This is a genomic window from Jiangella ureilytica (assembly GCF_004348545.1).
Lineage (GTDB): Bacteria > Actinomycetota > Actinomycetes > Jiangellales > Jiangellaceae > Jiangella > Jiangella ureilytica.
The window spans coordinates 1-26,368 of record NZ_SMKL01000018.1 but is presented as its reverse complement, the minus strand read 5'-3'; the positions used below and the strand labels follow the sequence as shown (position 1 = coordinate 26,368).

The window sequence follows — 26,368 nt, the reverse complement described above, 5'->3', positions numbered from 1 at the left end:
CCGGGCCCGCGCTCCACTATCCGGCCGGCTGAACCTCGAGCGACCAGGGGTCGGTGTCGCGGGCGGGTGCGCGGAGGTCGACCTCGAAGCTCCGGGCGACGACGGCGGCAAGGTCACCCGCCGTCCGGGGATCGTCCGCCGCCTCGCACAGCGCACGGGCGACCCGCCCGCGGGTGGCCTTGGCGCCGTGCGGCGAGCCGGGGACGCGCAACAGCACCCAGCGCGTAGCGAGCTCCGGCCCGGGCCGCCACAGCGGCGTGTAGCTGCTCGACCGCAGGTCGACGACGACCCCGCGCCCGGCTGCGGTGGTGAGGACCGGGCCGAGCCGGGCCCGCCAGTACGCCTCCAACCCGGTCACGTCCTCGAGGCCGTCGAGGTGCGCGCAGATCGGCAGCCGGTGGGCCGGGATCCGGTCGCCCAGCCGGAGCGCCCCGAACAGCGACGACACGACGACGACGCGGCGCCGGGCCCGCCGCGCGGCTTCCGCGGACAGCGTCGCCGGGTCGAAGGCGTCGTACAGCACGCCGCGGTAGACCGCCGACGCGGCCGCCGACGGCGCCGTCCGCACCTCCACGTTGCGGGCGATGTCCGCCGCCGCGCCCGCCGGGGCGTCCATGCGCTGGACCGCGTCAGGGCGGGCGCTGGTGCTGATCATGCCGTCGAGGACCGCCGCACGTGACTCGGTGAGCTCGGGGAACGAGAGCCGCGCGAGGTCGACGCCGCGACCGCGAGCCGGCCGGGCCTGCGTCTCCGACGGCGGCACCACGATCAGCACGGACTCAGCATAAGGACGGGGAGTTCGCCGATCGTTCGCCCGGCGGACACGAGCGCGGCAAGGTTGCTGGAGTTGGCTCCCTTTTCATGCGCCGAACCGCCGCCCTCGCCGTCGTCGTTCCGCTCGCCCTCGCCCTCACGCTCGCGCCGCCGGCCGCGGGAGCGCCCCGGCCGCATGCGCCCGCCGTCGTCACCACCGAGAACGAGACGCCGGTGCTGTATGACGACGACGAGGGCGGCAACGCCTCCGGCGACGACCCCGCGATCTGGGTGCATCCGACGCACTCCGACCGGTCGATCGTCATCGTGACGGCGAAGGAGGGCGGGCTGCGGGTCTACGACCTCGGCTCGGAGGAGCTGCAGTCGCTGGCCGCGGAGCCCGCGCCGCGCGCCGACGGCGTGGACGGGCGGTACAACAACGTCGACATCGCCTACGGGCTGCGCGTCGGCGGCCGCACGGTCGACGTCGCCGTGGTGTCAGACCGCTACAACGACCAGCTGCGGTTCTTCACCATCGACCCGGCCGGTTCGCGCGCCGCCACGCCGCTGCGCGAGGTCACCGCGCCGGAGCAGGACTTCCTGTTCAGCCCCGACCGAGAGACCGTCGAGGAGGAGCAGACGGCCTACGGCGTCGCCGTCTGGCAGCCCCGCAAGGGCGAGACGTACGCCGTCGTGACCCAGGAGGGCGCGACCACCGTCGCCACCGTTCGGCTCACGCCCCGCCCGAACGGCACCGTCGGTTACACCGACATCGAGCACCTCACGATGCCCGGCAGCTTCCCGCTCCCCGGCGGCGGCACCTGGGTGCCGTGCGAGGAGCCGGGCGTCGGCCCGCAGCTCGAGGGCGTCGCCGTCGACCAGCGCAGCGACGTGCTGTTCGCGACGCAGGAGGACGTGGGCCTGTGGCGGATCCCGCTGCCGCTCGGCTCCGGCGCTCCGCGGCTGGTCGACAAGGTCGCCGACTTCGGCGTTCGCGACACCTACGACGAGGAGTCCGAGGAGTGCGTGCCGGTCGACCCGGACCAGCCGGGCCTCGGCGGGCCGAACCTGGTCGCCGACGCCGAGGGGGTCGACGTCTACTACGGCCGCGGCCGGGTCGGCTACGTCATCGTGTCGAGCCAGGGTGACGACCGGTTCGCCGTCTACTCGACCCTGGGCCACAACCGCCCGCTCGGCACCTTCCGGATCGCCGGCGACGGCGTCGACGGGATCAACGGGTCCGACGGGCTCGCCGTCACCAACCGGGTCGTCGGCGACTACCGCGAGGGCCTGCTGGTCACCCACGACGAGCCCGAGACCGGCCCGGACGTCGACCCGGAGCGCGACGCCACCAACTTCTCCTACGTCGACTGGGGGCGGGTCGCCGACGCGCTCGGCCTGCAGGTGAGCACGAACCCGGGCAACGACCCGCGGCTGCGTTGACGATGCGCAACGCTCCATGATCATCAACCTTGTGCGTGGCAGCACAAAGGTTGATGATCATGGGAGTGACGGCGACGAGGTCGATTGAGGCCGCGCAGTGACCGGAATGCGCCCTAGCGTCGAGGCATGACGAACACCGCACCCACATCCGTCCTGGTCACCGGCGCCACGGGCAACGTCGGCCGGCCGCTGGTCGAGCAGCTCCTCGCCGCCGGGCACCGCGTCCGGGCGCTGACCCGCAACCCAGGCGACGCGGAGTTGCCGGCCGAGACCGATCTCGTCACCGGCGACCTGACCGATGCGCGCAGCCTCGACGTCGCGTTCGGGGGCATGGAGGCCGCGCATCTCATCGGGTTCGACGGCGCCGACAACTCGCCGCTGGGCAACGGCGAGCAGATCGCCGAGATCGCGGTGCGCAAGGGCGTCCGCCGGGTCACGCTGCTCGAGGGTGACATGGAGAAGAGCGACCTCGAGCGGGCTGTCGAGGCGAGCGGCCTCGCCGTGACCGGGCTCGCGCCGGTCGAGTTCATGTCGAACGTGCTGGAGTGGGCCGAGTCGATCCGCGCCGAGGGCGTCGTCCGCGACGGCTTCCCGGACATCCCGAGCGCCATGGTGCACGACGCCGACATCGCGTCCGTCGCGGCAGTCGCGCTGACCGACACGACCGGCGAGCACGCCGGGCGCGAGTACCGGCTCACCGGGCCCGAGGCGCTGACCGCCCCGCAGAAGGTCGCCGTGCTCGCCGAGGTGCTCGGCCGGCCGATCCGGTTCGAGGAGCTCGCCCGCGACCAGATCGTCGGCCAGTGGCGCGAGCAGGGCTGGTCCCACGGCGACATCGAGTTCTTCCTGGCCATGCGGACGAACCCGCCGGGGGCCGGGTACACCGTCCTGCCGACGGTCGAGGAGGTCACCGGGCGGCCGGCGCGCACGTTCGCGCAGTGGGTGGCGGAGCACCGAGCGGCATTCAGCTAGTTTGCTAGCATGCTCGCATGAGCGTGCGCGCGGACGGCCGGCGGCGGGCGGGCGATCGCCTGCTCGCCGTCGGCATCGTCGCGCTCGAGTTCGCGGCGGCGGTGAGCACGTTCGTCGCGTCGACGCTGCTGCCGGTCGTCACGGCGGAGCTGGGCGCCCGCGACCGGCTGGGACTGCTGGTCGCGGGCAGCACGCTCGGGCTGTTCGTGGCGCTGCCGCTGGCCGGGACGGTGCTGCGCCGCCTGGGCGCCGGGCGGACGCTCGCGCTCGGGACGGTCGTATACGCCGGCGGGCTGGTGGTCGCGGCGACGGCGCAGCAGGCCGGGGTGTTCGCGCTCGGCCAGTTCACGAGCGGGCTGGCGGGCGGGTTGCTCGCGGTCTTCGGCATCAGCGCGGCGATCCGCCGGCTCGACGAGGCGCTGCGGCTGAAGGTGGTCGCGGCGTCGTCGGCGATGTGGATCCTGCCGGCGATGGCCGGGCCAGCCGCCACGCTGGCGCTCGAACACGCCGTCGGCTGGCGGTGGACACTGCTGGTCCCGGTGCCGGTGGTGCTGGCCGGGCGTCTGCTCGTCGTGCGGGCGGTTCGCGGCGAGGCGGCCTCGGTGACGGGCGGTGAGCGGCTGCGACCGGCCGGGCTGCTGGTGCCGGCGGGTGCGGCGGCGATGGTGCTCGCGGACGGGATCTGGCCGGTCGCCGTCGTGGGCGCGGCGTTCGCTGCCGCTGGGACGGTCGCGCTGCTGCCGGCGGAGACGGCGAGGCTGCGGCGCGGCGCCCCGGCGGCTCTGGCCGCGATGACGCTGTTCGCCGCCGGGTACGTCGGCGCCGACAGCCTGATCACCGTGCTGCTGACCGACGGCTACGGCGTCGGCCTCGCCCGCGCGGCCGTCGTGCTGGGCGCCGCCCCGCTCGCCTGGGGCGTCACCAGCCTCGTGGTCGCCCGGATCGCGCCGGAGCGGCAGGTCCCGGCGGCCGGGCTCGCGCTGACGGCGACGGCTGTCGGCGTGCTCGCCGCGGGTGCCGGAACGGTGGGCTTCGCCGGTGCGCTCGTCGCCTGGGCATTGGCCGGTGTGGGTGTCGGGCTGGCCTATCCCGGCCTCTACCTCCGCTCGACGACGACGGTGGCCGCCCGCGGCCGGGAGACCGTTCGAGACGCTAGAGCTCTGCGGTCGGAAACGACGGCAGAGCTCCAGCCACCCGCACCGACGCCCCAGGCGGCTCAGGCGGCCGAGGCGGCGGCATCGACCGCCCATCGCCGGCGCAACCCGGAAACCCTTCGAGACGCTAGAGCTCTGCGGTCGGACACGACGGCAGAGCTCCAGCCACCCGCACCGACGCCCCAGGCGGCTCAGGCGGCCGAGCTGGCGACGGCGGTGATCACGGCCGAGGCGATCGGCGGGCTGCTGGGCCGGGCCGGTGGCGGCGCGCTCGCCAGCATCGACGGCGGGCTGCCCGTCGCCTATGGCATGTTCGCCGTCGTCCTCGCGCTGGCCGCCCTGGCCGCCACCCGCAGCAAGACCCCGTCATGAGGTCCGAACTGACCGGCCGGCTGTCCGGCGGATACTCCCGAAACCGTCGCTTGGTGCCCGCTTTCGGCCCGCACGCGCCGGTTTCGGGAGTATCCGCCGGATTCGCAGGCATCAGCGGTCCCAGCCGGCCGGCAGCACGATTCCCGTCCGCCGCGGCGAAGGCCAGTCGTCCGGCCCGGGCTCGACCGCGCCTACGCCCGGCACCTGCTTCCACCACCGCACCGGCTCCTGGTGGCGGGCGTTGTCACGGAGCAGTGCGGCGAACCGGGCGGCGAGCTCGGCCCGGTTCCGCCAGGCGAGGTCCCATCCGAACCGCACCACGTCCAGGCCCAGCCTCCGCAACCGCCACTCCCGCTCCCCCTGCCGCGTCACGATCCGCGACGCATCGGGCCTGTTGTCGTACTTCAGCGCACCATCGGCCTCGAACACCGCACCGTGCCACGGCCACAACCCGTCCACCCGATACTCCGGCCGACCATCACCGACCCATGCGTTGGCCACCGGCAACGGCAGGTCGAACTGCAGACACGTGAACCGGCCCAGCGTCTCCAACGGCGACTCCGCACACGGGTCGGCGTGATCGGCCACCCATCGCGCCCGCGCCACTCCCGGCCAGCCGGCCATCGCGGGCACCACGCAACACGGGTCGTGGCCCGCCGCGGCAGCCGCGTCGGCGGCGACCAGGGCGGGCACGATCGATCCGGACCGCGCAGCGTCGGCGACGGCCCAGCCGGGACTCATGACGCCGATGCCCCGGAATCGTCGCGCGTGGCCGGGCGGGATCGCGGCGATCCTGATGTCACCGTACGGGCCGCGCCGGACCTTGTGTCCGGCACCGTTCGGCCTGATCGCGGCGACGCGCTCCGGTGCCGGACCGATCGTGGGCAACTGCCAGGTCGCCGCCGCCGACCAGCCGGTCAGGAAGGTCGCCTCGCCGCTGTACAGGGCGAACGCCCGCGACCGCAGCGCATGCTCCACCCACGGCGACGCGGCGACCAGGACGTCGGCCGCGGCATAGCAGCCAGGCACGAACCGGACCAGCAGGCCGGCCGCGGCCAGCCGCCGCAACCGGCTCTCGTCGACGCCGGCCCGCGTCGCGGTCGCGATGTCGATGACTCCGAACCCCAATTGGAGCAGTTCGGCCACGTCGGACGGGAGGTGGCGCAGGCGGGCGGACACCCGACCAGCCTGCGTCAGGCGGGCGGCCTTCGAGAGGCCCGAAGCGCGATCTGTGGATGACTCACGCGCACTGACGTGCCTGTGGACAACTCAGCCCGCGGGAGCGTCGTCGAGGGAGCGTCGATGCCGCAGCGGCGAGCGGTACAGCGGCACCCAGACCAGCGCCAGCACGACCGCGCCGGCCCACAGCGCCGTCCGCGGGCCGAACGCGCCGCCGATGAGGCCGGACAGCCCGGCGCCGATCGCCACCGCTCCGGTCAGCAGGAACCGCATGGTCGCGGTCTGCCGGCCGAGCAGGTGGTCCGGCGTGACCTTCTGCCGGAAGCTGACCAGCACGACGTTGTCGACGGCGATCTTGTAGACCACGACGACCCAGCCGAGCCCCGCCAGCCAGAGCAGCGGCCCGGCGTCGATCAGCGGTACCAGCAGGCCGGCCGGGGCGATCACGACGCCCAGCAGCCACAGCGCGCGGCCCGCCCCCAGCCGCCGCACCACCCGCGTGGCCGTCGCCGCGCCGATCAGCCCGCTGACCCCGCCGGCGGCGAAGAACAGGCCGAGGACGCCGGCCGAGAGCCCGAGCCGGTCGACCAGCAGCACCGGCAGCATGACCAGGACCAGCTGCATGCCGAGGTTGGTCATCGCCCCGGCGACGGCGACCGCGCGCAGCACCGGGTGCCCGGCCACGAACCGGACGCCGTCGCCGATCGAGCGCAGCATCGGCGCCCGCCGCTCGCCCGCGCCCGCCGGAACACCCGCCACGGGTGCCTCACGACGCCGGATCCCCAGCAGGAACCCGCCCGAGACGAGGTAGCCGGCCGCCGTCACGACCACCGCGGCCGGCGACGACGCCAGCTGCACCAGGAACCCGGCCGCGCCGCGCCCGCCGATGTGCACGACCCAGTCGATGCTGCCGAGGACGGAGTTGGCCTCGATCAGCCGGTCGCGGCCGGCCACGTGCGGCAGGTAGCTCTGCGCGGAGACGTCGAAGAACACCGTCGCCACGCCGGTCAGCAGCGCGACGGCGTAGAGCTGCGAGATCGTCAGCGCGTCGAGCCACCAGGCCACCGGGACCGACGCGTACAGCACGGCCCGGGCGAGGTCGGCCACGATCATGACGCCGCGGCGGCGCATCCGGTCCACCCAGACGCCGGCGGGCAGGCCGATCAGCAGGAACGCGGCGGTGGTGAGCGTCGCGAGCAGGCCCACCTCGCCGGGTGACGCGGACAGCGCGAGCACGGCGACGAGCGGGAGCGCGAGCGAGCCGACCTGCATGCCGAGCTTGCTGGCGGCGGCCGCGGCGAACAGCAGGTGCAGGTCACGCCGGGCGGGCGGCGCCGCGGTGCGCGCAGGCGTGGACGGGGCGTCGAGGGTCACGGCCGCCACCCTCGCCGCTCGCGCGGACCGTGCCGAGAGATTTAGTCTGAGCTGAATGCTGCAGCTGACCTTCACCGCCCAGGACCTGTCGCTGACGCGGTTCGCGTTCTCGCCGCTGTGGGAGGTCGTGGCGAGCATCCGCGTGCTGCGCGAGCCGGCCGCCCACGCGCTGCACCTGCCCTGGGTCAAGGCGACCCGGGCCCGGCTGAGGCAAGCCGACCTGGACCTCCGGCCGCTCACCACTCACGTCACCACGGGCCGGACCCTGCCCGGCTTCCTGGCGCCCACGCCTGAGACGCCGACGCCCGAGCTGGCGGACGAGCTGGACCTCCTTCGCAGTACCGACCCGGCCACGGTTCCCGGCGGGCGGACCGCGCTGGACGAGCTCGCGACGACGGTGGCGGCGTACTGGGAGCTGGCGTTCACGCCGTCGTGGCCGCGGCTGCGCGACCTGCTCGAAGGCGACGTGCTGTATCGGGCGCGACGGCTGGCCGCGGGCGGCGCGCCGCAGCTGTTCGCCGACCTCGATCCGGCGATCGCGTGGGCCGGCGACACCCTCACCGTCCGGCACGCGCACGTCAGCGAGACCCGGCGGCTGCGCGGACGCGGGCTGGTGCTGGTGCCGTCGGCGTTCCTCTGGCCGCACGTCGCCTCGAAGACCGATGAGCCCTGGCAGCCGGTGCTGCGCTATCCCGTCCGTGGCGTCGCGACCCTGTGGGAGCGCGGCCGGCCGGCCGACCCCTCGTCGAGCCTGGCCGCGGTGCTCGGCCGGTCGCGGGCACTCCTGCTCGCCGAGCTCGACTCGCCCGCGTCGACCGGCGAGCTGGCCCGGCGCACCGGCCTCACCGCCGGCGGCGTCTCGCAGCATCTGGGTGCCCTGCGGTCGGCCGGACTGCTGACGTCGCACCGCACCGGCAGGGTGGTGCTGTACGCCCGGACCGCGCTCGGCGACGCGCTGCTGGGCGCGTGACGAAGGGGCCCGGGGCCGGCCCGCGCACGTCACGGACCGGCCCCGGGGGTCGAGAGGACGAGACGTCAGAACCGCCCGCACTGCCCCTGGCTCGCGAACGGCAGGTCCTCGTAGCCGGACACGTCCTGCTGGGCGAGCGACCCGTCGGCCGCGGCCCGCAGCACCGCCATGGTGGGGATGCGGAAGAGGTTCTCGAGCTGGCCGTTGCTCTTCTGGCCGACCGAGCGGACCTCGTAGAAGATCGCGCCCTTCGTCGGGGTCTGCATGACCGGCTGCTCGCCGGCCGGCGCGGTGCCGCCCATGAGCATGCGGCTGAGCCCGGCGTTGGTGATGTCGATCAGCGGGTAGTGCGCGACGTTCGCCAGCCCGTACCGGTCCAGGGCCTCGACGCTGGCCATGGCCATCTGCCGGTTCGTCAGCCACTGCTCGGCCGTCATCCGGCTCGGGTCGATGGAGCGGGCGCCGATCTGGAACTGGTTGAGGTCGTTCGTGCCCTCGACGATCGGCGCCTGGCCCATGTGGTGCAGGTCCAGGGCCAGCTCGGGAGCGACGTCGCGCCACAGCTTCCAGAACGCGACGGTCTCGGGCTGGGCGAAGTTCTCCCAGTCGCGGTTGAGGTCGATGCGGGTCGGCGTGGTGCTCTGCCGGATGTTCGCCTCGGCGCCGTCGGGGTTGTACATCGGGATGATGACGACGGTGAGGTTCTCGCGGATCAGCCTGGCGTCCGGTGACCCACTCGCGAGGTGGTCGAGGATCTGCAGGACGGCCTCGGTGCTGTGCAGCTCGTTGCCGTGGATGCGGGCCTGCAGCCAGAACGTCGTCGGCCCGGTGCCGACGGTGGCGTAGTACAGCTCGCGGCCCTCGCCGGAGACGCCCGCCGACGCGACCTCGACGCGGCCCTGGCTGGTCCGCTCGATCCGGTCCAGCTCACGGATGACGTCGTCGTAGCCGGCGACGGAGGAGAGGCTGACGTTCTGGTCGTCCTGCACACATGGGCCGCCCGGCAGGTGCGGCGGTTCGGCCGCCACAGTACCGGCGCCCGTCAGGACGGTGGCCAGCATCGCGAACCCGGCCAGGCCGGTGACGATTCTGCGCATGGTCGTCTCCCTCAGATGTCGTTGCGCGGATTGCCGATGGAGGGTCCGGCCGGCGGGATGTCCCAGTACCGGTCGCCGTCGACGGCGTCGATCGCGCCGGAAGCCAGCGCCTCCAGCGTCACGCCCATGCCGGTGAGCGACTGCTGGATGAGCATGCCCATCGACTTCTGCGCCACGGAGCGCGTCTCGTAGAGCATGATCCCGGCACCGTTGAGCGCGTACGAACCGAGCGCGGTGCCCGGCAGCTCCACGTCGGGGTAGCGGGTGATGCCGCCGAACGGCGACTCGCCGAGCGTCCGCAGCGCGTCGTAGACCAGGACGTTCATCCGGAAGCTCAGGTCGCGCACCGCCGGGTCGAGCGGGTACTCCGGCGTGCCCTCGGTGACCAGGCCGATCACCTGCAGCGTCGTGAGCTGGTTCTCCGTCTCGGACTCGACGTTGCTGCCGCGGTGGTGGTGGTCGATGAAGATCTCCGGACGCAGCCGCTGGAAGATCGCCGCCGACGTGCGGGCCTCCGGCGTGACGAAGAAGCCCGGCAGCTCCGACTCACCCGGCAGCAGGGCCTCGTCGCCCGGGCCGAGCCGGAACGTCAGGTCCGGGTGGAAGTCGCGGTTGATGTCGTAGCCGGAGACGCGGCCGGGCTGGAGCAGGTTCCGTGGCAGGTACCACGGCGCCGGCGTCGCGGCGGCGAGGCCCCACTCCTGCGGCGTCCAGGCCTGCGTGTTCTGGCGCCGCTGGACCAGGAACCCGGTCTGGTCGCGGAAGTCGGCGCCGTCCATGTTGAGCCGCGGGATGAACCAGATCGTGAGCGTGTCGAGGATGTCCCGGACACCGGGATGCGAGCTGGTCGCGAGCGTCTGCATGAGCCGGAGCACCACCTCGGTGCCCAGCGGCTCGCCGCCGTGGATCTGCGTCTGGATGAGCACCGGCAGCTTGCCCGCCGCCGGCTCGCCGAAGCGGACCAGGTGGATCGGCCAGCCGGTGGCCGAGTGGCCGGCGACCTCGACCGCCATCCGCCCCTTCGAGCGCGCGGCGATCGTCGACAGCTTCGGCCCGAGATCGCTGTTGGCGGTGAGCGCGACCTTCTGAATGGTCTGGTCGGGCTGCAGCCACGGCCCGTTCGGACGGGACTGCGGACCGGCGTGGGCGCCGGGGGCCAGTGCCGCCCCCACTCCCAGACCGGCGACTCCAGCGAGGAACGTGCGACGGCGCATGTCGGCTCCTGTGGTCGGTGACATAGCACCCATGTGATCGCCGACACGTCCCAAAGGGGCACGGCCTGGAATTAGGCGATTGCCTCAACTATCCGCACCGGCCGGGCGGGGCCGAAGCTGTCGCGGGCGCGGTTGCGGGCGAACCGCCGCAGCGGCGCCGGGTAGGCGTAGGTGTCCGGCCCGGTGGCGGTCAGCAGGTGCAGGTCGACCAGCGACTCGACCAGCTCGGATGCCTCGGCGAGCGGCAGCCCCAGCACCTGCGCGGCGAGCGCCGGCGTGATCTCCGGCGCCTCCGGCACGGCCAGCAGCAGGAACGCCCGGGTCTGCTCGGGCACCAGGCCGAGGAGCATCGTGTCGTACGGGTCCTCGATGGAGGAGCACTCCGGCGCCCGCACCGGCGCGCCGCGCTCGGGGCCGTGCAGCCGCTCGACCGCGGCCGCCAGTGTCCAGTCGGGCCGCGACGCGACCCGCTCGCCCAGGGCCTGCACCACCTGCGGCAGCCCGCCGGCCTGTGTGAGCAGGGTACGGACGGCGTCCGGCTCCGCCTGCAGCCGGTCGGCCCCGACCAGCCGCTCGATCAACGCGAGCGCGTCGCCGTCGGGCAGCGGGCCGAGGGTCACCCAGCGGGCGACGGGCAGTCCGTAGAGCCGCTGCCGCGCCGTCACCAGGACCGCGGCCCCGCCGGCGCCGGGCAGCAGCGACCGCACCTGCTCGCCGTCGCGGGCGTCGTCGAGCACGACCAGCAGCCGCCGGTCCGCCGAGAGCGTGCGCCAGAGCGTGGCCCGCTCGCCGGCGGAGTCCGGCAGCTCGCCGGCCGGCACGCCGATGCCGCGCAGCAGCTCGGCGAGCGGGTCGGCGGACGTGCCGAGGTCGACGAAGAGGTGGCCGTCGGAGAACGCCGGCAGGCCACGGCCGAGGTGCACGGCGAAGGTGGTCTTGCCGATGCGGGCCAGCCCGTCGACACCCACCACGGGGACGGTGCCGGCCGACGGCGTCAGCGCGGCTGCCGCCGCGGCCAGCTCGTCGTGCCGGCCCACGAACGCCGGCAGGTCGGGCGGCAGCTGGCAGGGCCGCACGACGGATCCGGTGAACGACGCCGGCAGCTGCGGCTCCGCGGCCGGCGCGGCCGGCGCGGCCGGCGCGACCGGCGCGTCGTGGGACGGGTCGGCCGTGAGGATCCGCCGCTGCATCGCCCGCAGGTCAGGGCCCGGGTAGAGGCCGAGCTCGTCGGAGAGCCGGCGCTGGACGTCGGCGAAGACGGCGAGGGCGTCGGCCTGGCGGCCGGATCGGTAGAGCGCCAGCATGAGCAGCTCGCGCGGCCGCTCGCGCAGCGGCTCCTCGGCGACCAGCTCGGCGAGGTCGGCCGCGGCCTCCGCGAGCCGGCCGGCGCCGATGTCGGCCGCGGCGAGGTCCTCGAGCGCCGTCAGCCGCAGCTCGGCCAGCCGGACCCGTTCGAACTCGGCGAAGTCCGCGGTCACGCCGGCCAGCGGGGTGCCCTGCCAGAGCGCGAGCGCCGAGCGCAACGCCGTCGCCGTCGCCGCGTCGTCGCCCGCGACCCGGGCCGACCGGGCCGCCCCGAGGAGCCGCTCGAACTCCGTCCGGTCGATCGCCGCCGGCCGGGCGGCGTAGCCGCCGGCCACCGACGCCACAATCTCGGAGCCCAGCGTCCGGCGCAGCCGCGACACGTAGGAGCGGACCATGCCGACCGCGGCCGGCGGCGGCGCGGCGTCCCACAGCGCGCCGACCAGCTGCGCCGTCGTCACTGGCGTGCCGTGCTGCAGCAGGAGGTAGGCCAGCAGCGACCGCTGCTGCGGCGAGCCGAGCGCGATCTCGTCGTCGCCGCGCCAGGCGCGCACCGGCCCGAGCACCTCGAACCGCAACTCGTCGGCCACGCCACCTCCTCCGGACCCGCCGGCCACTCGTTCGAGCCAACGACGGGTCCGGAGGCGGTATTCCGATCACGCGCCGCCGGTGAACGCGTCGCGGTGGGCGGCCAGCCAGCCGGCGAAGTCCTGCAGCTGCGGGTGCAGCTTGCGGACCTGCTCCGGGTCGCGGGCGCCGGCGAAGACGTCCTGGTGCTCGGCGTAGAAGAAGAACATGTTCGCGAAGTCGTCCGAGCCCGGGGTCGGCTGCGCCCGGACCTGGTCGAGGCTCAGCGGCCGGTACTCGACCGTCTCGCCCAGCGCCCTGCTGAACGCCGCCGCGTACTCCTCGCCGGTGAGGTTCTCGCCGGAGATGCTCACCGTCTGCCCGGCGAACTCCTCCGGGCCGCGTGCGAAGATCGCGAACGCCGTCCGTCCGATGTCCTCCGCCGCGATGCCGGGCAGCTTCGCCTCGCCCATCGGCAGCCGCAGCGCCAGCACGCCGTCCTCGTCGCGCGACGGCGGGAAGTAGTCGATGAACGAGTCGAAGTAGAACGTCGTCGACAGGTAGGTCGTGGGCACCCCGGCCTCGGCGAAGAACGCGTCGGCCTCGCCCTTGCTGTCGAAGTGCGGCACCTTGTAGCCGCCGGCCAGGGTCGGCGCGCGGTGGTCGTCGGGAGCGATGTGCTCGCGGGTGTCGGGCAGCGTCGACCAGATGACGTGCCGCAGGCCGGCGGCCGCGGCGCCGTTGGCCAGCGCGCGGGCGTGCGCCTGCTCACGCTCGACGGAGTTGTACTCCCAGAACGCGGTGACGAAGAAGCCGCCGTAGGCGCCGTCGAGCGCGGCCCGCACGCTGGCTTCGTCGTCGAGGTCGGCGGCGACGACCTCCGCGCCCGCGGCGGCCAGCGCCTTCGCGGCGTCGGAGTCCGGCCGCCGGGTGAGCGCCCGCACGGCGAAGCGCTTCTCGGGGTCGTCGAGGATCGCCCTTGCGACCCCGCCGCCCTGCTGCCCGGTGGCGCCCACCACCACGATGATCTTCTGCTCGGTCATTGCGGATCCTCCTCGGATTCAGTCGTTCTCTCGAACCGAGGCAACAGCGGCGGTATCCACGTCCCGTGCATATTCGATTGACGTGCAGGTCAGCGGCCCTAGGCTGGCGTGGATGCAGCCCACGTACTCCGACGACGACGTCGCCGCTCTCTACGAAGTGCTCAACTCCTGGGGTCCGGGCGACGACTTCTACCTCGGCCTGGTCATGGCGGCCGCCTCCGTCCTCGACGTCGGCTGCGGACCCGGCGGACTGCTGCGCCGCGCCCGCGAGGAGGGGCACCGCGGCCGCCTGTGCGGCGTCGACCCGGACGTCGCCGCCCTCGACCGCGCGCGCCTGCGCACCGACGTGGAATGGGTCGAGGGCAGGGCCGCCGGCCTCGCGGCCGCGGGCGAGTTCGACCTCGCCGTCATGGCCGGCAACGCGTTCCAGGAGCTGCGGGAGGACGCCGAGCTGACGGCGTCGCTGGCGGCCATCCGGCGAGCACTCACCACAGGCGGGCGGTTCGCGTTCGACACCCGCAACCCCGAGGTCCGCGAGTGGGAGCAGTGGCGCCCCGAGAACGGCATGGACGTCGTGGACCACCGGGGCCGCGAGCTGCGCGTCTGGCACGACGTCGAGGCCGTCGCCGACGGCCGGGTGACGTTCACCGAGACCACCGGGACCCGCGAGGGCACGGCGCTGCGGGTCGACCGCGGCACGCTGCGGTTCGTCGACGCCGCGAGGCTGGACGGCCTGCTGGCCGCGGCCGGGTTCGTCGTCGAGGAACGCTACGGCGGCTGGGATCGGCGCCCGTTCGCGCCGGACAGCCGGAGCATCATCACCGTCGCGCGAGCCGTCGATGGGTGAGGTCGTCCGGGTGGGCGTGCTGTCGGACACGCACGCGCCGCGGTTCTGGAAGTCCTGCCCGCCGGCGGTGGCGCAGGTGCTCGACCACGTCGACCTCATCCTGCACGCGGGCGACGTCTGCGTGCCGTCGGTGCTCGACGAGCTGACGGCCTTCGCGCCGGTCCACGCGGTGCAGGGCAACAACGACGGCGCCGACGTCGCCGCATGGGGCGCGCCCGAGGAGCTGCGGCTCACCGTCGCCGGCGTCCGCATCGCGATGCTGCACGACAGCGGGCCCGCGTCCGGGCGGCTGCCGCGGCTGCGCGCCCGGTTCCCCGACACCGACCTGGTCGTGTTCGGGCACTCGCACATCCCGTGGAACGAGGAGGCCCGCGGCTTCCGCGTCTTCAACCCCGGGTCGCCCACGGACAAGCGCCGGCAGCCGCGCGGCACCATGGGCCTGCTCACGCTGAGCGACGGCCGGGTGATCTCCGCCGACATCGTCGCCGTCACGCCCTGACCCGGCGCGTCGCCCGTTTCGTCCGGCCCGCGCCGGGTAGCCGATCCCGTATGACGGCCCACATCGAACGCGAGCGCAAGTACGAGGTCGGCGACGACGGGCCGGCGCCGCCCGTGTCGGGGCTGACGTTCCCGGACGGTGCGAGCCCGGTCGACCCGAGCTCCGAGGAACTCCAGGCCGTCTACTTCGACACGCCCGACCTGCGGCTGACCCGGGCGGGCGTCACCCTGCGGCGGCGGGCCGGCGGCCCGGACGAGGGCTGGCACCTGAAGGTGCCGACGGCCGACGCGGACACCCGGGTCGAGCTGCGACTGCCGCTCGACGACGCGGACGGGGCCGGCTCCGGCACCGGGGGCACCGCGGTGCCGCCGGCGGAGTTCGCCGAGCTGCTCGTCGGCCACATCCGGGGTGCGCGGCTCGAGCCGGTCGCGCACATCGTCACCGACCGGACCCGCTGGCAGCTGCTGGGCGCGGAGGGCCGGGTCGCGGAGCTCACCGACGACCGCGTCGAGGCCACGGACCTGCGCCGCAAGTCGACCGGCCGGTGGCGCGAGGTCGAGGTGGAGCTGACCGAGAACGGCGACCCGGCGCTGCTGGAGTCCGCCGACGCCGAACTGCGCCGCCACGGCCTGCTCCGCAGCTCCGCCCCGTCCAAGCTGGCCCGGGCGCTGCGGTGGGAGCCGCCGGAGGCCGGTGGGTCCGCGGACGACACCGCGGGCGGCCAGGTCCTCGACTATCTACGCGCTCAGATCGCGACGCTGACGGCGTACGACCTCGCGGCGCGGCGGGCAGAGCCGGATGCCGTCCACCAGTTGCGGGTCGCGACCCGGCGGCTACGCAGCACGCTGCGGGCGTTCCGCGGGCTGTTCGACCGTCGGCAGACCGAACCCGTGCGGGCGGAGCTGCGCTGGCTCGGCCGGCGCCTCGGCCCGGCGCGCGACCTCGAGGTCATGGAGAAGACGCTGAACCGCCAGGTCGCCGAGCTGCCGGCCGAGCTGGTCGTCGGCCCGGTCTCGGCCCGGCTCACACGGCATTTCGCCCCGGCGCGGGCCGACGCGGCCGCGACCGTGGAGGAGACGCTGCGGTCGGACCGGTATCTGCGCCTGCTCGACGCGCTGGACCGGCTGGTCGCCGAGCCGCCGCTGACGGAGCGGGCGGAGCGGCCCGCCGCCACGGAGCTGCCGCGGCACGTGCGCAAGGCGTACCGGCGGACGAAGCGGCGAGTGCGGCGCATCGACGGCGACCACCACGCCGACGCGGCCATGCGCGACGAGGCCCTGCACGACGCCCGCAAGGCGGCCAAGCGACTCCGCTACGCCGCCGAGCTGGCCCGGCCCACCGTCGGCAAGCCCGCGAACCGCCTGCGCAAGCGGGCCAAGAAGGTCGCCTCGGTGCTCGGCGAGCATCAGGACAGCGTGGTCGTGCGACCGCTGCTGCGCCAGCTCGGCGCACAGGCGCAGCAGGCCGGCGAGAACGGCTTCACCTTCGGCGTCCTGCACGACCGCCACCAGGCGCTCGCCGAAGACGCCGAGCGCCGGTTCGGCCCGGCCTGGGAGCGCGTCACGGCCAAGAAGGCGCGGCGCTGGTTGAACTGACCCGCCGGCCTGAGTGGCGCGTGGACGGTGATCGCGTCCTGATGCGACGCCGCTAGCGGCGAGCCGCTCCGACCGGCTCGGGTACCGCGGCGGGCGAACCGCCGGCGCGCGCGGCCCGGCCGTGCGGGAGGGCGAGTGCGGCCAGGGCGCCCAACCCGACCACGCCCGCGCCGGCCAGCACCGCGACCACGGCGGCGTCGACGTAGCCCGACGGGGTCAGCTGGCCGCCCGCGCCGGTGAAGACCGCCGTCAGCACCGCGATGCCCAGCGCGACCCCGACCTCGCGCAGCGCGGAGTTGGTGCCCGACGCCTTCGCGTTGTCCTCGTCGCGGATGGTCGCCAGGACGGCGGTGGCACTCGGCGCGATGACCAGGCCCATGCCGACCCCGGCCAGCGCGAACGCCACCACGAGCCGGTCGTAGCCGACGTCCTCGGTCATGACCAGGGCGATCCAGGTGAGCGCCGCGGCGACGAACACCAGCCCCGTCACGATCGGCAGCCGGGTCCCGAACCGCGGCACCGCGAGCCCGGCCAGCGGCGCGACGACCATCGGCGCCATCGTCCACGGCATGGTCAGCACGCCGGCCTCGAGCGGGCTGTAGCCCTGCACGATCTGCAGGAACTGGATGAGGATGAAGATCGCGCCGAAGATGCCGAAGCTGAACAGCACGCCGACCACGTTGGCCGCCGAGAAGCCGCGGTCGCGGAAGAGCCCGAGCGACAGCAGCGGGTCCGGCGTGCGCCGTTCCCACACGACGAACAGCGCCAGCAGCACGACGCCCGCCGTCAGCGTCGCCACGATCGGCGCGCTCCCCCAGCCCACCGACTCGGCCCTGACGATGCCGTAGACGACCGCGAGCAGTCCGCCGCTGGCCAGCCCGACGCCGACCAGGTCGATGCGCACCCGGCGGCCGAACGACTCCGGCAGCACCGCCAGCACCAGCGGCAGCGACAGCACGCCGATCGGCACGTTCAGCCAGAAGATCGCGTTCCAGTTCAGGCCCTCGACGACGGCGCCGCCGACCAGCGGGCCGAGCGCGACGCCGAGGCCCGTCACACCGCTCCAGACGCCGATGGCCAGCGGCCGCAGCCGCGGCGCCACCGATGTCGACAGCAGCGTCAGCGACAACGGCATCAGCGCCGCCGCGCTGGCGCCCTGCACCGCGCGGGCCGCGATGAGCTGCCATGACTCCACGCTCAGCGCGCACAGCACCGACGACACCGTGAACAGGGCCAGCCCGATCGCGAACACCCGCCGCCGGCCGAACCGGTCACCGAGCGCGACGGCGACGAGGATCAGCCCGGCGAACGCCAGGGTGTAGGCGTTGACGAACCACTGCAGGTCCTCGATGGACGCGTCGAACTCGCGCTGCAGCACCGGGAGCGCGCTGGTCACCACCAGGTTGTCCAACGCCGCCATGAACATCGGCAGCGACGCCGCCAGGATCAGCAGCCAGGTCGGCCGGAATCGCGCGGTGGGCATGGGCCTACCTCTCTCGGAAGTTGTCATCGGCTGATTACTTGAACAGTAGTAATCGACTGATAACATGTCAACCATGGAACCGAGACGGCGGATCCCGGCGGCCGAGCGGCGCGAGTCGATCCTGGCCGCGGCGAGCATCGTGTTCGGCGAACGCGGCTACGCGGGCGCGACCACCGACCAGATCGCCACCGCGGCCGGCATCAGCCAGGCGTACGTGGTGCGCGCCTTCGGCAGCAAGGAGACCCTGTTCGTCGAGGTCGCGCGGCGGGCGGTCATGCGGATCGAGGCGGCGTTCCGGGCGGCGGTCGCGGCTACCGACGGCGGCCGGACGGTGCAGCAGCGGCTGGGCGCGGCCTACATCGACCTCATCGCCGACCGCGGCATCCTGCTGTCACTGCTGCACATCTTCAGCCTCGGCCACGACGCCGCCATCGGGCCCGTCGGCCGGTCCGGGTTCATGAGGATCTACCGGCTGCTCCGCGACGAGGCCGGCCTCTCCCCCGAGGACGCCAGCCACTTCCTCGCCGAGGGCATGCTGATCAACACCGTGCTGGCGCTGCAGCTGCACGACACCGGCGATCCCGACGCGCTCGAGCTGGTCACTCAGGCCTGCGGCGGCGACCTCGGCAAGTTCCGGTCGCTGGCCGCCGCGGCCGACGGCTGAGACGTGGCCTCGATGCCGCCGCGGGTGCGGCTGCTCGGTCCGATCGAGGTGGTGGGCGCCGACGGCGTCCGGCTCGCGCCGGGCGGGCGGCGGGCCCGGGCGCTGCTCGCGGTGCTGGCGCTCGACGCCGGCCGCTGGGTGCCGGTCTCGCGCCTGATCGACGGCGTCTACGGGGCGGAGCTGCCCGGGTCGCCGCGGCACGCGATCGAGGCACAGGTGTCGCGGCTGCGCTCACGCGGCGTGCCGGTCGAGCACGGCCCGGCCGGCTACCGGCTGGCGCTCGACCCCGACGCGGTCGACGTGCACCGCTTCACCCGGCTGGCCGCGCCGGCCGCCCCACGCCCCGTTGATCATGGAGAAATCGGGCCTCCAGACGCCCGGGAAGGCCGATTTCTCCATGATCAACTCGGATCGGGCGGTGCGGAGGCGGTGGGCGAGACGGCCGAGCGGGCACGGTCGGCGGGCGAGGCGGCGGCCGAGCGACTGCGAGCGGCGCTGGACCTGTGGCGCGGCCCGGCGCTGGCCGACGTCGGCGAGGCGCCATTCGCAGTCGCGGCCGCCGCGGAGCTCGAGGAGCGTCGGTTGGCGGCCCTGGAGGAGCTGGCGGAGGCGGAGCTGGCGCTCGGCCGGCACCGCTCGCTCGCCGTGTCGCTGACCTCAGCGGCGGCCGAGCAGCCGCTGCGCGAACGTCTGCACGGGCAGCTGATGCGAGCCCTCGCCGCCGACGGACGCCGGGCCGAGGCGCTCGCCGTGTTCGCCCGGCTCCGCGGGCGACTGGACGACGAGCTCGGCGTCTCGCCCTCGCCGGAGCTGGTGGAGCTGAACGCGGCGCTACTGCGCGACCCGGTCGGTCCGGCGGCGCCGCGGCCGTTGCCGGCGCAGCTGACCGGCTTCGTCGGGCGGGCGGCGGAGGTGGTCCGCGTGCGCGAGCTGCTGGCGTCGGGCCGGCTGGTCACCCTGACCGGTCCGGGCGGTGTCGGCAAGACCCGGCTGGCCATCGAGGCCGCGGGCGAGGCGGATGTGGGCGAGGTGTGCTTCGCCGATCTCGACGGGGTCGACGACGGCGCGAGTCTGCCGGCGGTGCTGCTGGGCGCGCTGGGCCTGCCCGCCGCCGGGCTGTTCCCGATCCGGTCCGGGCCGGCCGATGCGACCGCGCGGCTGGTGGCGGCGCTCGCGGACCGGCGGATCCTGCTGGTGCTGGACACCTGCGACCGGATGGTCGCCGAGCTCGCCGCGCTGCTCCGTCGTCTGCTGACCGCGGCGCCCGGGGTGCGGGTGCTGGCGACCGGGCGCGAGCCGTTCGGGATCACGGGCGAACAGGTCTGGCCGGTGCAGCCGCTACCGCCGCACGAGGCGGAGCGGCTGTTCCGCGAGCGCGCCGCCGCGGCCGACCCGTCCCGCCCCATGACGCCGGCCACCACCGCCGAGGACGGCCGGGTCGTCCGGCGGATCTGCGCCGCGCTGGACGGGCTGCCGCTGGCGATCGAGCTGGCCGCGGCCCGGTTGCGGACCCTCGTCCCGGCCGAGCTGGCCGCCCGCATCGACGACCGGTTCGCGCTGTTGTCGCGCGGCGACCGGACCGCGGCGCCTCGCCACCGCACGCTGCACGCCGTCACCGCCTGGAGCTGGGATCTGCTGACGCCGCACGAACAACGCTTCGCGGCCCGGGTCTCGGTGTACGCCGGCGGCGTCACCGCCGAGACCGCCGCGGCCATCGAGCCGCGGCCGGACGACCTGCTCGCCGGGCTGACCGAGAAGTCGCTGCTCCAGCGCGTCGGCGACCGCTACCGCATGCTGTCCACCGTCCGCGAGTTCTGCGCCGCCCGGCTCACCGCGGCCGACGACGCCCACGCCGTCCACGCCCGGACCTTCCTGGAGCTGGCCGAGACGGCCGAGCCGCACCTGCGCGGCCACGACCAACTGGTCTGGCTGGCCCGGCTCGACGCCGAGCACGACAACCTCGCCGCGGCGCTGCGGTGGTCCGCCGACCACGATCCGGCCCTCGGACTCCGGCTGCTCACCGCGCTGACCTGGCACGGGCATCTGCGCGGGCAGACCGGCGAGCGGGCCGCCGTCGCCGCCCGGCTCGCCGAGGCGTCGGCGGACCGAGGCGAGGCGTACGCCCTCGCCGTCGCCACCGCGGCCGCCGGGCGGCCGGCGGCCGTCCCCTACCCGCCCGGGCCGCCGCGCTCGCCCTACCTGCCGCTGGTGCGGTTCATGACCGAGGGTCCGCACGCCGGCGTCGAGTTCGCCGCCGACGCGTGGTCACAGGCGTTCGCACGCGTCGCGATCGCGCTGCGGCACGGGCACGACGGCGACCAGGCGACCGCCGAGAAGGAACTGACCGCCGCGCACGCCGCGTTCGCCGCGCTCGGCGACCGCTGGGGCCGGGCCGTCGCGCTGGAGCAGCTCGGCGCCGTCGGCGTGGCGCGGGACCTCTTCCGCGAGCTGGGCGCCGTCGCCGATCTGGAGCGGCTGGACGGTCACGTCAGCGATCGGTGAGCGGACGGTGAGCGGCGCCGTCCACGATCGGGCCATGCCACGACTCACAGGGAAGACGGCGCTCGTCACCGGCGGCTCACGCGGGATCGGCCGGGCGATCGCACGGCGGCTGGGACACGACGGCGCGACCGTCGCCGTCCACTACGGAAGCAACGAGGCGGCGGCCGAGGAGACGGTCGCGCTGATCGAGGACGACGGCGGCAGCGCGTTCGCCGTCGGCGCCCGGCTGGGTCCCGACGAGGCCGTCGACACGCTGTTCGACGGACTGGCGGCGGGTCTCGGTGACCGGCCGCTGGACGTCCTGGTGAACAACGCCGCCTACGGCGACCTCGCGGCGCTGTTCCAGGGCGGCATCGACGCGCTGACGCCGCGGCAGGTCGACGAGGTGTTCGCCGTCAACGTCAAGGCGCCGCTGCTGATCGTCCAGCGGGCGCTGCGGATCATGCCCGACGGCGGCCGGATCGTCAGCGTGTCGTCGATCGCCGCCCGGATGGCCGCGCCGTACCAGCTCGCCTACGGCATGAGCAAGGGCGCCATCGAGGTGATGACGCGGGCCCTGGCCAACGAGCTCGGCGCCCGCGGGATCACCGTCAACGCCGTCGCGCCGGGCCCCACGGACTCGAAGATCAACGCCGCGCTGCAGGATCCCGCGGTCCGCGAGCGGCTCAGCGCGGCGACGGCGCTGCGCCGCATCGGGCAGCCCGAGGAGGTCGCCGACGCCGTCGCGTTCCTCGTCTCCGACGACGCGCGCTGGATCACCGCGAACGTCGTGGACGCCAGCGGCGGCGTCTTCCTCGGGCCGCTGGGGTGATCAGAGCTTCTCGGCGACGGGAATGACGTCGGCGCCGATGCGCTCGAGGTCGTCGAGCCGCGGCACCGACGGAAGGCTGCCGATGACGACGTCGGCGCCGAGGTCGGCGAGCCGGCCGAGCTGGTCGATCAGCCGCTGGGTGCCGTCGCCGTTCTCGCCCACACCGAGCGGGTGGTAGACGGTCTTGGTGATGTCGTCGTAGTCGCGGCCGACGTCCTCGCAGTGCGAGCGCAGCACGTCGAGCTTGTGCGGCAGCTCCGGGGTGTCGAAGAGGTTGCAGGCCTGGGCGTACTGGGCGACCAGCCGCAGCGTCTTCTTCTCCCCGCCGCCGCCGACCATGATCGGCGGGTGCGGGCGGCTGAGCGCCTGCGGCGAGTTCAGCAGCCGCTCGGCCTTCGTGAAGCGGCCGTCGAACGGGGCGTCGTCGCCGGACCACATCTGCATGACGTAGCGCAGCGCCTCCTCGAGCCGCTCGAACCGCTCGGCGGTGGGCGGGAACGGGAAGCCCAGGCCGCGCGACTCCTCCTCGTTCCAGCCGGCGCCGATGCCGAGCATCGCCCGGCCGCCGGAGAGGACGTCGAGCGTCGTGACGGTCTTGGCGAGCAGGCCGGGCTCGCGATACTGGATGCCGGTGACGAGGGTGAGCAGCCTCGCCCGTTCGGTGTGCGCGGCGAGGAAGCCGAGGGTGGTGTACGCCTCGAGCATGTCGTTCTCGGACGGGCCGACACCGCGGATCTGGAAGAAGTGGTCCATGACCGCGAGGTACTCGAACCCGGCGTCGTCGGCGGTGCGGGCGACGGCGGCCAGCTCGCTGCCGAGCGCGGCGGGGCCGTTGGGCCAGGTGAAGTCAGGAATCTGCAGGCCGAGCTTCATGGCGTGGTGGGTCCTTCGCTGGGAGAGCCGGATGTGATGTGCTTCGGGGGAGGAAGCAGTCGTAAAGTGGAGGGCGCCCTCCACATCACTATATGGAGGCACGCCTCCGCTTGCAAGGCTCCCTTGGAGGACCACCGCATGACCGACGCCGACGAGACGACGTCCGGCGTCCTCGGACGCCGGCCGATGCGCGCCGACGCCCGGCGCAACTACGAGAAGCTGCTCGCCGCGGCCCGCGAGGCGTTCGCCGCGGCCGGCATGGGCGCGTCGCTCGAGGACATCGCCCGGCGCGCCGAGGTGGGCATCGGCACGCTGTACCGGCACTTCCCCACCCGGCAGGACCTCTTCGAGGCTGTTTACGTCGACGAGGTCGAGGTGCTGTGCCGCGCCGCCGACGAGGTCGCCGAGCTGCCGCCGTGGGAGGCGCTCGCCGCCTGGCTGCGCCGGTTCGTCGGCTACACGGCGACCAAGCGGGCCATCGCCGAGGCGCTCAATCACCGGTCCGCGGTGTTCGCCTCCGGCTGGAAGCTCGTCAGCGCGGCCGGCGAGCCGCTGCTGCGCCGGGCTCAGGAGTCCGGCGAGGCCCGCCCCGACGCCTCGTTCGACGACGTCATCCGGCTGGTCGGTGGCGTGACGATGTACCCGTTCGCCGACCCCGCGCAGCTGGAGCGCGTGCTGACCATGGCGCTCGACGGCGTCCGGGTGCGGCCGTCGCGTTGACCGCTGATCGGCCCGGCGATCACGGTGTCGCCGCCGGCGGGGAGTCGTCGGCCCGCCGGCCCTGTTCAACGGGGTTTCAGCGCGGCTCGGTCTCGTCGAGGTAGGCCTGGGCGACCTTCTTGGGCGCGCGGTCCAGCCAGGCCTCGACCATGAGCTCGGTGAGCTCGGGCTCGTCGATGCGGTCGAGCAGCACCAGCACCGCCGGATAGCCGTCGAAGTGCGGCGTCGTGAAGAAGACGACGGGGTCGTCGGCCAGGAGCGCCTCCTTGACCCCGAGGTCGGCGACCCAGACGCCGAGGACCGGCCCGTCGGGCGCGGCGTCGCCGAGCGCCTCGAGGTCGGCCTTGCGCAGCGGCCGCTCCCAGGCGAACGTCTTGTCGCGGATGCGCCAGCTGCGCAGTCCGTCGCGGCCGCTGTGCTCGTCGGCCTCGGGCAGCGCCGTCGCGATGCGGCTGACGTCGTCCCAGCTCGCCATGCTGATCACGGTAGTCCCGTCCGGGCGGCCGGGCCAGGGGCCGTCAGGCGTCGCCGTCGCCGGGCGGCTGCCAGGGCGGGAGCACCCACGTCCACGTCGGCATCGGCTCGTGCGGGTCCGGCGTCGCGCCGGGCTGCGACAGCAGCACCGCCATGCGGCTGCCCCACTCGACGTAGCCGGTGAAGGCGGCCCGGAACTCCGGGTCGGCCGGCAGCCCGGCCTCGTCGGCGGCGTCCTGCAGCAGCTCGACCCAGCGCCGCCGCTGCCGCTCGGTGATCGCCCTGCCGACGTGCTTGCCGACCATGTGCGCGTGCCCGCCGCGCTGCTCCGAGTACGCCTTCGGCCCGCCGAACACCTCGCCCAGCCAGGCGGCCACGTGCCGCGGATGGCCCGGGTCCATGTCGCGGAACAGCTCGCCCAGCTCCGGATCGGCCCGGACCTTCACGTAGAACGCGGCGAACAGCCGCTCGAACGCCGGGGCGCCGCCGGCCCACTCGTACAGTGTCGGAACACTCACCCGACGAGTCCACCACCGCGCTGCACGCGGGACAAGAACGTACCGTGTGGTGCGTGGAGGTGAGGCGGCCATGAGCGTCGCGCGCACGCGGTACTACTGCCCGGTCGAGGTCACCGTCGACGTCCTCGCCAACCGCTGGACGCCGGTGATCCTGGCGCACCTGAAGGAGGGCGTGCACCGCTACGGCGAGCTGCGCCGGCGCATGCCCGACGTGTCGGAGAAGGTCCTCACCGAGCGGTTGCGCGAGCTCGAGCGCGACGGCCTGGTCGCCCGCACCGTGCACGACGGCGTCCCGGCGCCGGTCACGTACGACCTCACGCCCGAGGGCCGCAGCCTCACGCCCGTCCTCGAGGCGATGTACGCGTGGGGCGAGGAGCACGCGGCCCGGCACGGGGTCACGGTCACGCCGGTGGAGTGACCGGTGCGGCCCGGCGTCAGGCGGGACGGGGCCGGATGCTCTCGATGATCCGGTCGAACGCCTCCTTCCCGTGCCCCTCGGCGAGCTGCCGGGCGAGCAGCTCCTGGATCGGCGCGACGAGGTCGGCGGCGACGCCCTGGTCCCGGCTGGCCTGCACGATCACATCCAGCGCGGACTTGTTGAACTCGACGCTCTGCACGTCGGTGGTGTAGTCGCCGGTGTCGACGAACCTCGCGGCGTGGGGCAGCGATCCCGTCATCGCGCGCAGCCAGTCACCGGCGTCGGCGGCGAACTCGGCGGCGCTCACGCCCGCCGTGCCGACCATCGCCGCGCCGTGCAGGAACCCGGCGAACATCGTGTACATGCCGGACAGCAGCGCCAGGTCGTACAGCGAGGCCAGCCCGGCGTCGGCTCCGAACCAGCGGGCCGTCCCCAGCAGCTCCAACGTCTCCCGATACCGCGAGAAGGCGGCCTCGTCGCCGCTGTAGAGGAACGCCGACCCCGGGCGGCCGACCATCGGCGGCGTCGCCATCATGCCGCTGTCGACGTAGGCGATGCCGTGCTCGGCGGCCCAGGCGGCGAGCTCGCGGGCCTGCCTCGGCGTGCCGGTGGTGAGCTGGACGACGGTGCGCCCGGCCAGCTCCGCGGCGACCGGTTCGAGCAGCTCGCGGGTCGCGGCGTAGTCGAGCACGCAGACCAGCACGAGCGGGCTGCCGGCGACGGCCTGCCCGACGGTGTCCGCCCGGGTCGCGCCGCGGGCCACGAGGTCGTCGGCGCGCGACCGCGTCCGGTTCCACACCGTGGTCGGGTGGCCGGCCTCGAGCAGCACGCGGGCGATCTCGCGGCCCATGGCGCCCAGGCCGACGACGGTGACGGGGTGGCGGTCGGTCATGGTTCTGTCTCCTCGTCGTTCGGATGTCTCCGCAGCGTGCGCCGGGGCGCTTTCGAAACGCTCACGGCCGGGTGTCGGTGTGGTCGGTTAGCGTGGTGGCGTGCGCTTCGGGGTGCTCGGCCCGCTGCAGGTCACCACGGCCGGCGGCGTCGCGGTGCGGGTCCCCGAGGCGAAGGTCCGGCTGCTGCTGGCCGCCCTGCTGACACACCGCGGGCGGACGATCTCGGCCGACCGGCTGGTCGACGCGCTGTGGGGCGACGCGCCGCCGGCCGATCCGCGCGGCGCCCTGCAGACCAAGGTGTCGCTGCTGCGGCGGGCGCTGGGAGCCGGGCGCGGGCTACTGGTGCACCGTCCAGCGGGCTACGTGCTGCAGGTCGCGGCCGACGACGTCGACGCCGGGCGGTTCGCGGCACTGGTCACCCGGGCCCGGGCGCACGCCGACGCCGCGACCCGTGCCGACCTGCTCGGGCGGGCGCTCGACCTGTGGCGCGGCCCGGCGTTCGCCGACGTCGCCGACGCCGCGTTCCTGGCGCCCGCGGTCCGGCAGCTCGACGAGCTGCGGCTGGTCACGGTCGAGGAGTGGGCCGAGGCGCGGCTGGCTGCGGCGGGTGGGCCGGGCGACTACGGTGCGC

At 74.4% G+C, this 26,368-nt stretch carries 25 protein-coding genes; 13 read left to right on the top strand and 12 right to left on the bottom strand.

Annotated elements, in window-relative coordinates:
- Positions 1 to 16: 16 nt before the first annotated feature.
- Positions 17 to 775, bottom strand: a complete 759-nt coding sequence (yaaA, locus tag E1212_RS10235) for a peroxide stress protein YaaA (protein ID WP_131981961.1) — start codon at positions 773 to 775, stop codon at positions 17 to 19.
- An 86-nt stretch (positions 776 to 861) separates the two neighbouring features.
- On the opposite strand from yaaA, the gene E1212_RS10230 reads away from it, so the two are divergent.
- From E1212_RS10230 to E1212_RS10220, 3 genes are all read left to right on the top strand, one after another.
- Positions 862 to 2,196 (top strand): phytase, encoded by a 1,335-nt coding sequence (locus E1212_RS10230; RefSeq protein WP_131981959.1) that lies wholly within the window; start codon positions 862 to 864, stop codon positions 2,194 to 2,196.
- A gap of 126 nt (positions 2,197 to 2,322) precedes the next feature.
- Complete coding sequence (locus E1212_RS10225; RefSeq protein ID WP_131981957.1) at positions 2,323 to 3,168, top strand: NmrA family NAD(P)-binding protein; 846 nt, start codon at positions 2,323 to 2,325, stop codon at positions 3,166 to 3,168.
- Positions 3,169 to 3,185: 17 nt separating this feature from the next.
- Positions 3,186 to 4,694 (top strand): MFS transporter, encoded by a 1,509-nt coding sequence (locus E1212_RS10220; protein WP_131981955.1) that lies wholly within the window; start codon positions 3,186 to 3,188, stop codon positions 4,692 to 4,694.
- A 111-nt stretch (positions 4,695 to 4,805) separates the two neighbouring features.
- On the opposite strand, the gene E1212_RS10215 is transcribed toward E1212_RS10220, so the two are convergent.
- Entirely contained in the window at positions 4,806 to 5,873 is a 1,068-nt protein-coding gene (locus E1212_RS10215) for a type IV toxin-antitoxin system AbiEi family antitoxin domain-containing protein (protein WP_162605410.1), read from the bottom strand.
- A gap of 90 nt (positions 5,874 to 5,963) precedes the next feature.
- Positions 5,964 to 7,247, bottom strand: coding sequence for an MFS transporter (locus E1212_RS10210; RefSeq protein ID WP_203416722.1), 1,284 nt, complete (start codon positions 7,245 to 7,247; stop codon positions 5,964 to 5,966).
- Between the two features lie 55 nt (positions 7,248 to 7,302).
- On the opposite strand from E1212_RS10210, the gene E1212_RS10205 reads away from it, so the two are divergent.
- On the top strand, positions 7,303 to 8,217 hold the full coding sequence (locus E1212_RS10205) for a DUF5937 family protein (RefSeq protein WP_131981949.1): 915 nt from the start codon (positions 7,303 to 7,305) through the stop codon (positions 8,215 to 8,217).
- Positions 8,218 to 8,282: 65 nt separating this feature from the next.
- Here the strand turns inward: E1212_RS10205 and E1212_RS10200 are convergent, their stop codons facing one another.
- From E1212_RS10200 to E1212_RS10185, 4 genes are all read right to left on the bottom strand, one after another.
- A complete protein-coding gene (locus E1212_RS10200; protein WP_131981947.1) occupies positions 8,283 to 9,314 on the bottom strand; it encodes a M14 family zinc carboxypeptidase in 1,032 nt (343 codons plus the stop codon).
- An 11-nt stretch (positions 9,315 to 9,325) separates the two neighbouring features.
- Positions 9,326 to 10,528, bottom strand: a complete 1,203-nt coding sequence (locus tag E1212_RS10195) for a M14 family zinc carboxypeptidase (protein WP_162605409.1) — start codon at positions 10,526 to 10,528, stop codon at positions 9,326 to 9,328.
- Positions 10,529 to 10,599: 71 nt separating this feature from the next.
- A complete protein-coding gene (locus E1212_RS10190; protein WP_162605408.1) occupies positions 10,600 to 12,420 on the bottom strand; it encodes an AfsR/SARP family transcriptional regulator in 1,821 nt (606 codons plus the stop codon).
- A gap of 66 nt (positions 12,421 to 12,486) precedes the next feature.
- Complete coding sequence (locus tag E1212_RS10185; RefSeq protein ID WP_131981941.1) at positions 12,487 to 13,440, bottom strand: NmrA/HSCARG family protein; 954 nt, start codon at positions 13,438 to 13,440, stop codon at positions 12,487 to 12,489.
- A 112-nt stretch (positions 13,441 to 13,552) separates the two neighbouring features.
- On the opposite strand from E1212_RS10185, the gene E1212_RS10180 reads away from it, so the two are divergent.
- Genes E1212_RS10180 through E1212_RS10170 form a run of 3 tightly spaced genes read left to right on the top strand, consistent with a single transcriptional unit; the run spans position 13,553 to position 16,381 of the window.
- Positions 13,553 to 14,287, top strand: a complete 735-nt coding sequence (locus tag E1212_RS10180; protein ID WP_131981939.1) for a class I SAM-dependent methyltransferase — start codon at positions 13,553 to 13,555, stop codon at positions 14,285 to 14,287.
- Complete coding sequence (locus E1212_RS10175) at positions 14,280 to 14,786, top strand: metallophosphoesterase family protein (protein ID WP_131981937.1); 507 nt, start codon at positions 14,280 to 14,282, stop codon at positions 14,784 to 14,786. Before E1212_RS10180 ends, E1212_RS10175 begins: the two co-directional genes overlap by 8 nt.
- A gap of 50 nt (positions 14,787 to 14,836) precedes the next feature.
- Entirely contained in the window at positions 14,837 to 16,381 is a 1,545-nt protein-coding gene (locus E1212_RS10170; protein ID WP_131981935.1) for a CYTH and CHAD domain-containing protein, read from the top strand.
- A gap of 52 nt (positions 16,382 to 16,433) precedes the next feature.
- Here the strand turns inward: E1212_RS10170 and E1212_RS10165 are convergent, their stop codons facing one another.
- Positions 16,434 to 17,864: a DHA2 family efflux MFS transporter permease subunit gene (locus tag E1212_RS10165; RefSeq protein WP_203416721.1), complete on the bottom strand. Its 1,431-nt coding sequence runs from the start codon at positions 17,862 to 17,864 to the stop codon at positions 16,434 to 16,436.
- A 73-nt stretch (positions 17,865 to 17,937) separates the two neighbouring features.
- Between E1212_RS10165 and E1212_RS10160 the strand changes: the two genes are divergently transcribed.
- From E1212_RS10160 to E1212_RS10150, 3 genes are read left to right on the top strand one after another with little or no spacing between them, the layout of a single operon-like run.
- Positions 17,938 to 18,528 carry a TetR/AcrR family transcriptional regulator gene (locus E1212_RS10160; RefSeq protein ID WP_131981931.1) on the top strand — a complete coding sequence of 197 codons (591 nt, stop codon included), beginning with the start codon at positions 17,938 to 17,940 and terminating at the stop codon, positions 18,526 to 18,528.
- 12 nt (positions 18,529 to 18,540) lie between these two features.
- Positions 18,541 to 21,030 (top strand): ATP-binding protein, encoded by a 2,490-nt coding sequence (locus E1212_RS10155; protein WP_131981929.1) that lies wholly within the window; start codon positions 18,541 to 18,543, stop codon positions 21,028 to 21,030.
- Positions 21,031 to 21,064: 34 nt separating this feature from the next.
- Positions 21,065 to 21,841, top strand: coding sequence for an SDR family oxidoreductase (locus E1212_RS10150; protein ID WP_131981927.1), 777 nt, complete (start codon positions 21,065 to 21,067; stop codon positions 21,839 to 21,841).
- On the opposite strand, the gene E1212_RS10145 is transcribed toward E1212_RS10150, so the two are convergent.
- Positions 21,842 to 22,714 (bottom strand): LLM class F420-dependent oxidoreductase, encoded by an 873-nt coding sequence (locus tag E1212_RS10145; RefSeq protein WP_131981925.1) that lies wholly within the window; start codon positions 22,712 to 22,714, stop codon positions 21,842 to 21,844.
- Positions 22,715 to 22,852: 138 nt separating this feature from the next.
- On the opposite strand from E1212_RS10145, the gene E1212_RS10140 reads away from it, so the two are divergent.
- Complete coding sequence (locus tag E1212_RS10140) at positions 22,853 to 23,434, top strand: TetR/AcrR family transcriptional regulator (protein WP_131981923.1); 582 nt, start codon at positions 22,853 to 22,855, stop codon at positions 23,432 to 23,434.
- 76 nt (positions 23,435 to 23,510) lie between these two features.
- Here E1212_RS10140 and E1212_RS10135 read toward each other — a convergent pair whose 3' ends face one another.
- Positions 23,511 to 23,909: an MmcQ/YjbR family DNA-binding protein gene (locus tag E1212_RS10135; protein WP_131981921.1), complete on the bottom strand. Its 399-nt coding sequence runs from the start codon at positions 23,907 to 23,909 to the stop codon at positions 23,511 to 23,513.
- 43 nt (positions 23,910 to 23,952) lie between these two features.
- Positions 23,953 to 24,426: a group II truncated hemoglobin gene (locus tag E1212_RS10130; RefSeq protein ID WP_203416720.1), complete on the bottom strand. Its 474-nt coding sequence runs from the start codon at positions 24,424 to 24,426 to the stop codon at positions 23,953 to 23,955.
- 70 nt (positions 24,427 to 24,496) lie between these two features.
- Between E1212_RS10130 and E1212_RS10125 the strand changes: the two genes are divergently transcribed.
- Positions 24,497 to 24,844, top strand: a complete 348-nt coding sequence (locus E1212_RS10125) for a winged helix-turn-helix transcriptional regulator (RefSeq protein ID WP_131981919.1) — start codon at positions 24,497 to 24,499, stop codon at positions 24,842 to 24,844.
- A 16-nt stretch (positions 24,845 to 24,860) separates the two neighbouring features.
- Here the strand turns inward: E1212_RS10125 and E1212_RS10120 are convergent, their stop codons facing one another.
- A complete protein-coding gene (locus tag E1212_RS10120; protein WP_131981917.1) occupies positions 24,861 to 25,736 on the bottom strand; it encodes an NAD(P)-dependent oxidoreductase in 876 nt (291 codons plus the stop codon).
- 100 nt (positions 25,737 to 25,836) lie between these two features.
- Here E1212_RS10120 and E1212_RS10115 point away from each other — a divergent pair.
- A partial coding sequence (locus E1212_RS10115; protein ID WP_203416719.1) for an AfsR/SARP family transcriptional regulator occupies positions 25,837 to 26,368 on the top strand: 532 nt, incomplete at its 3' end.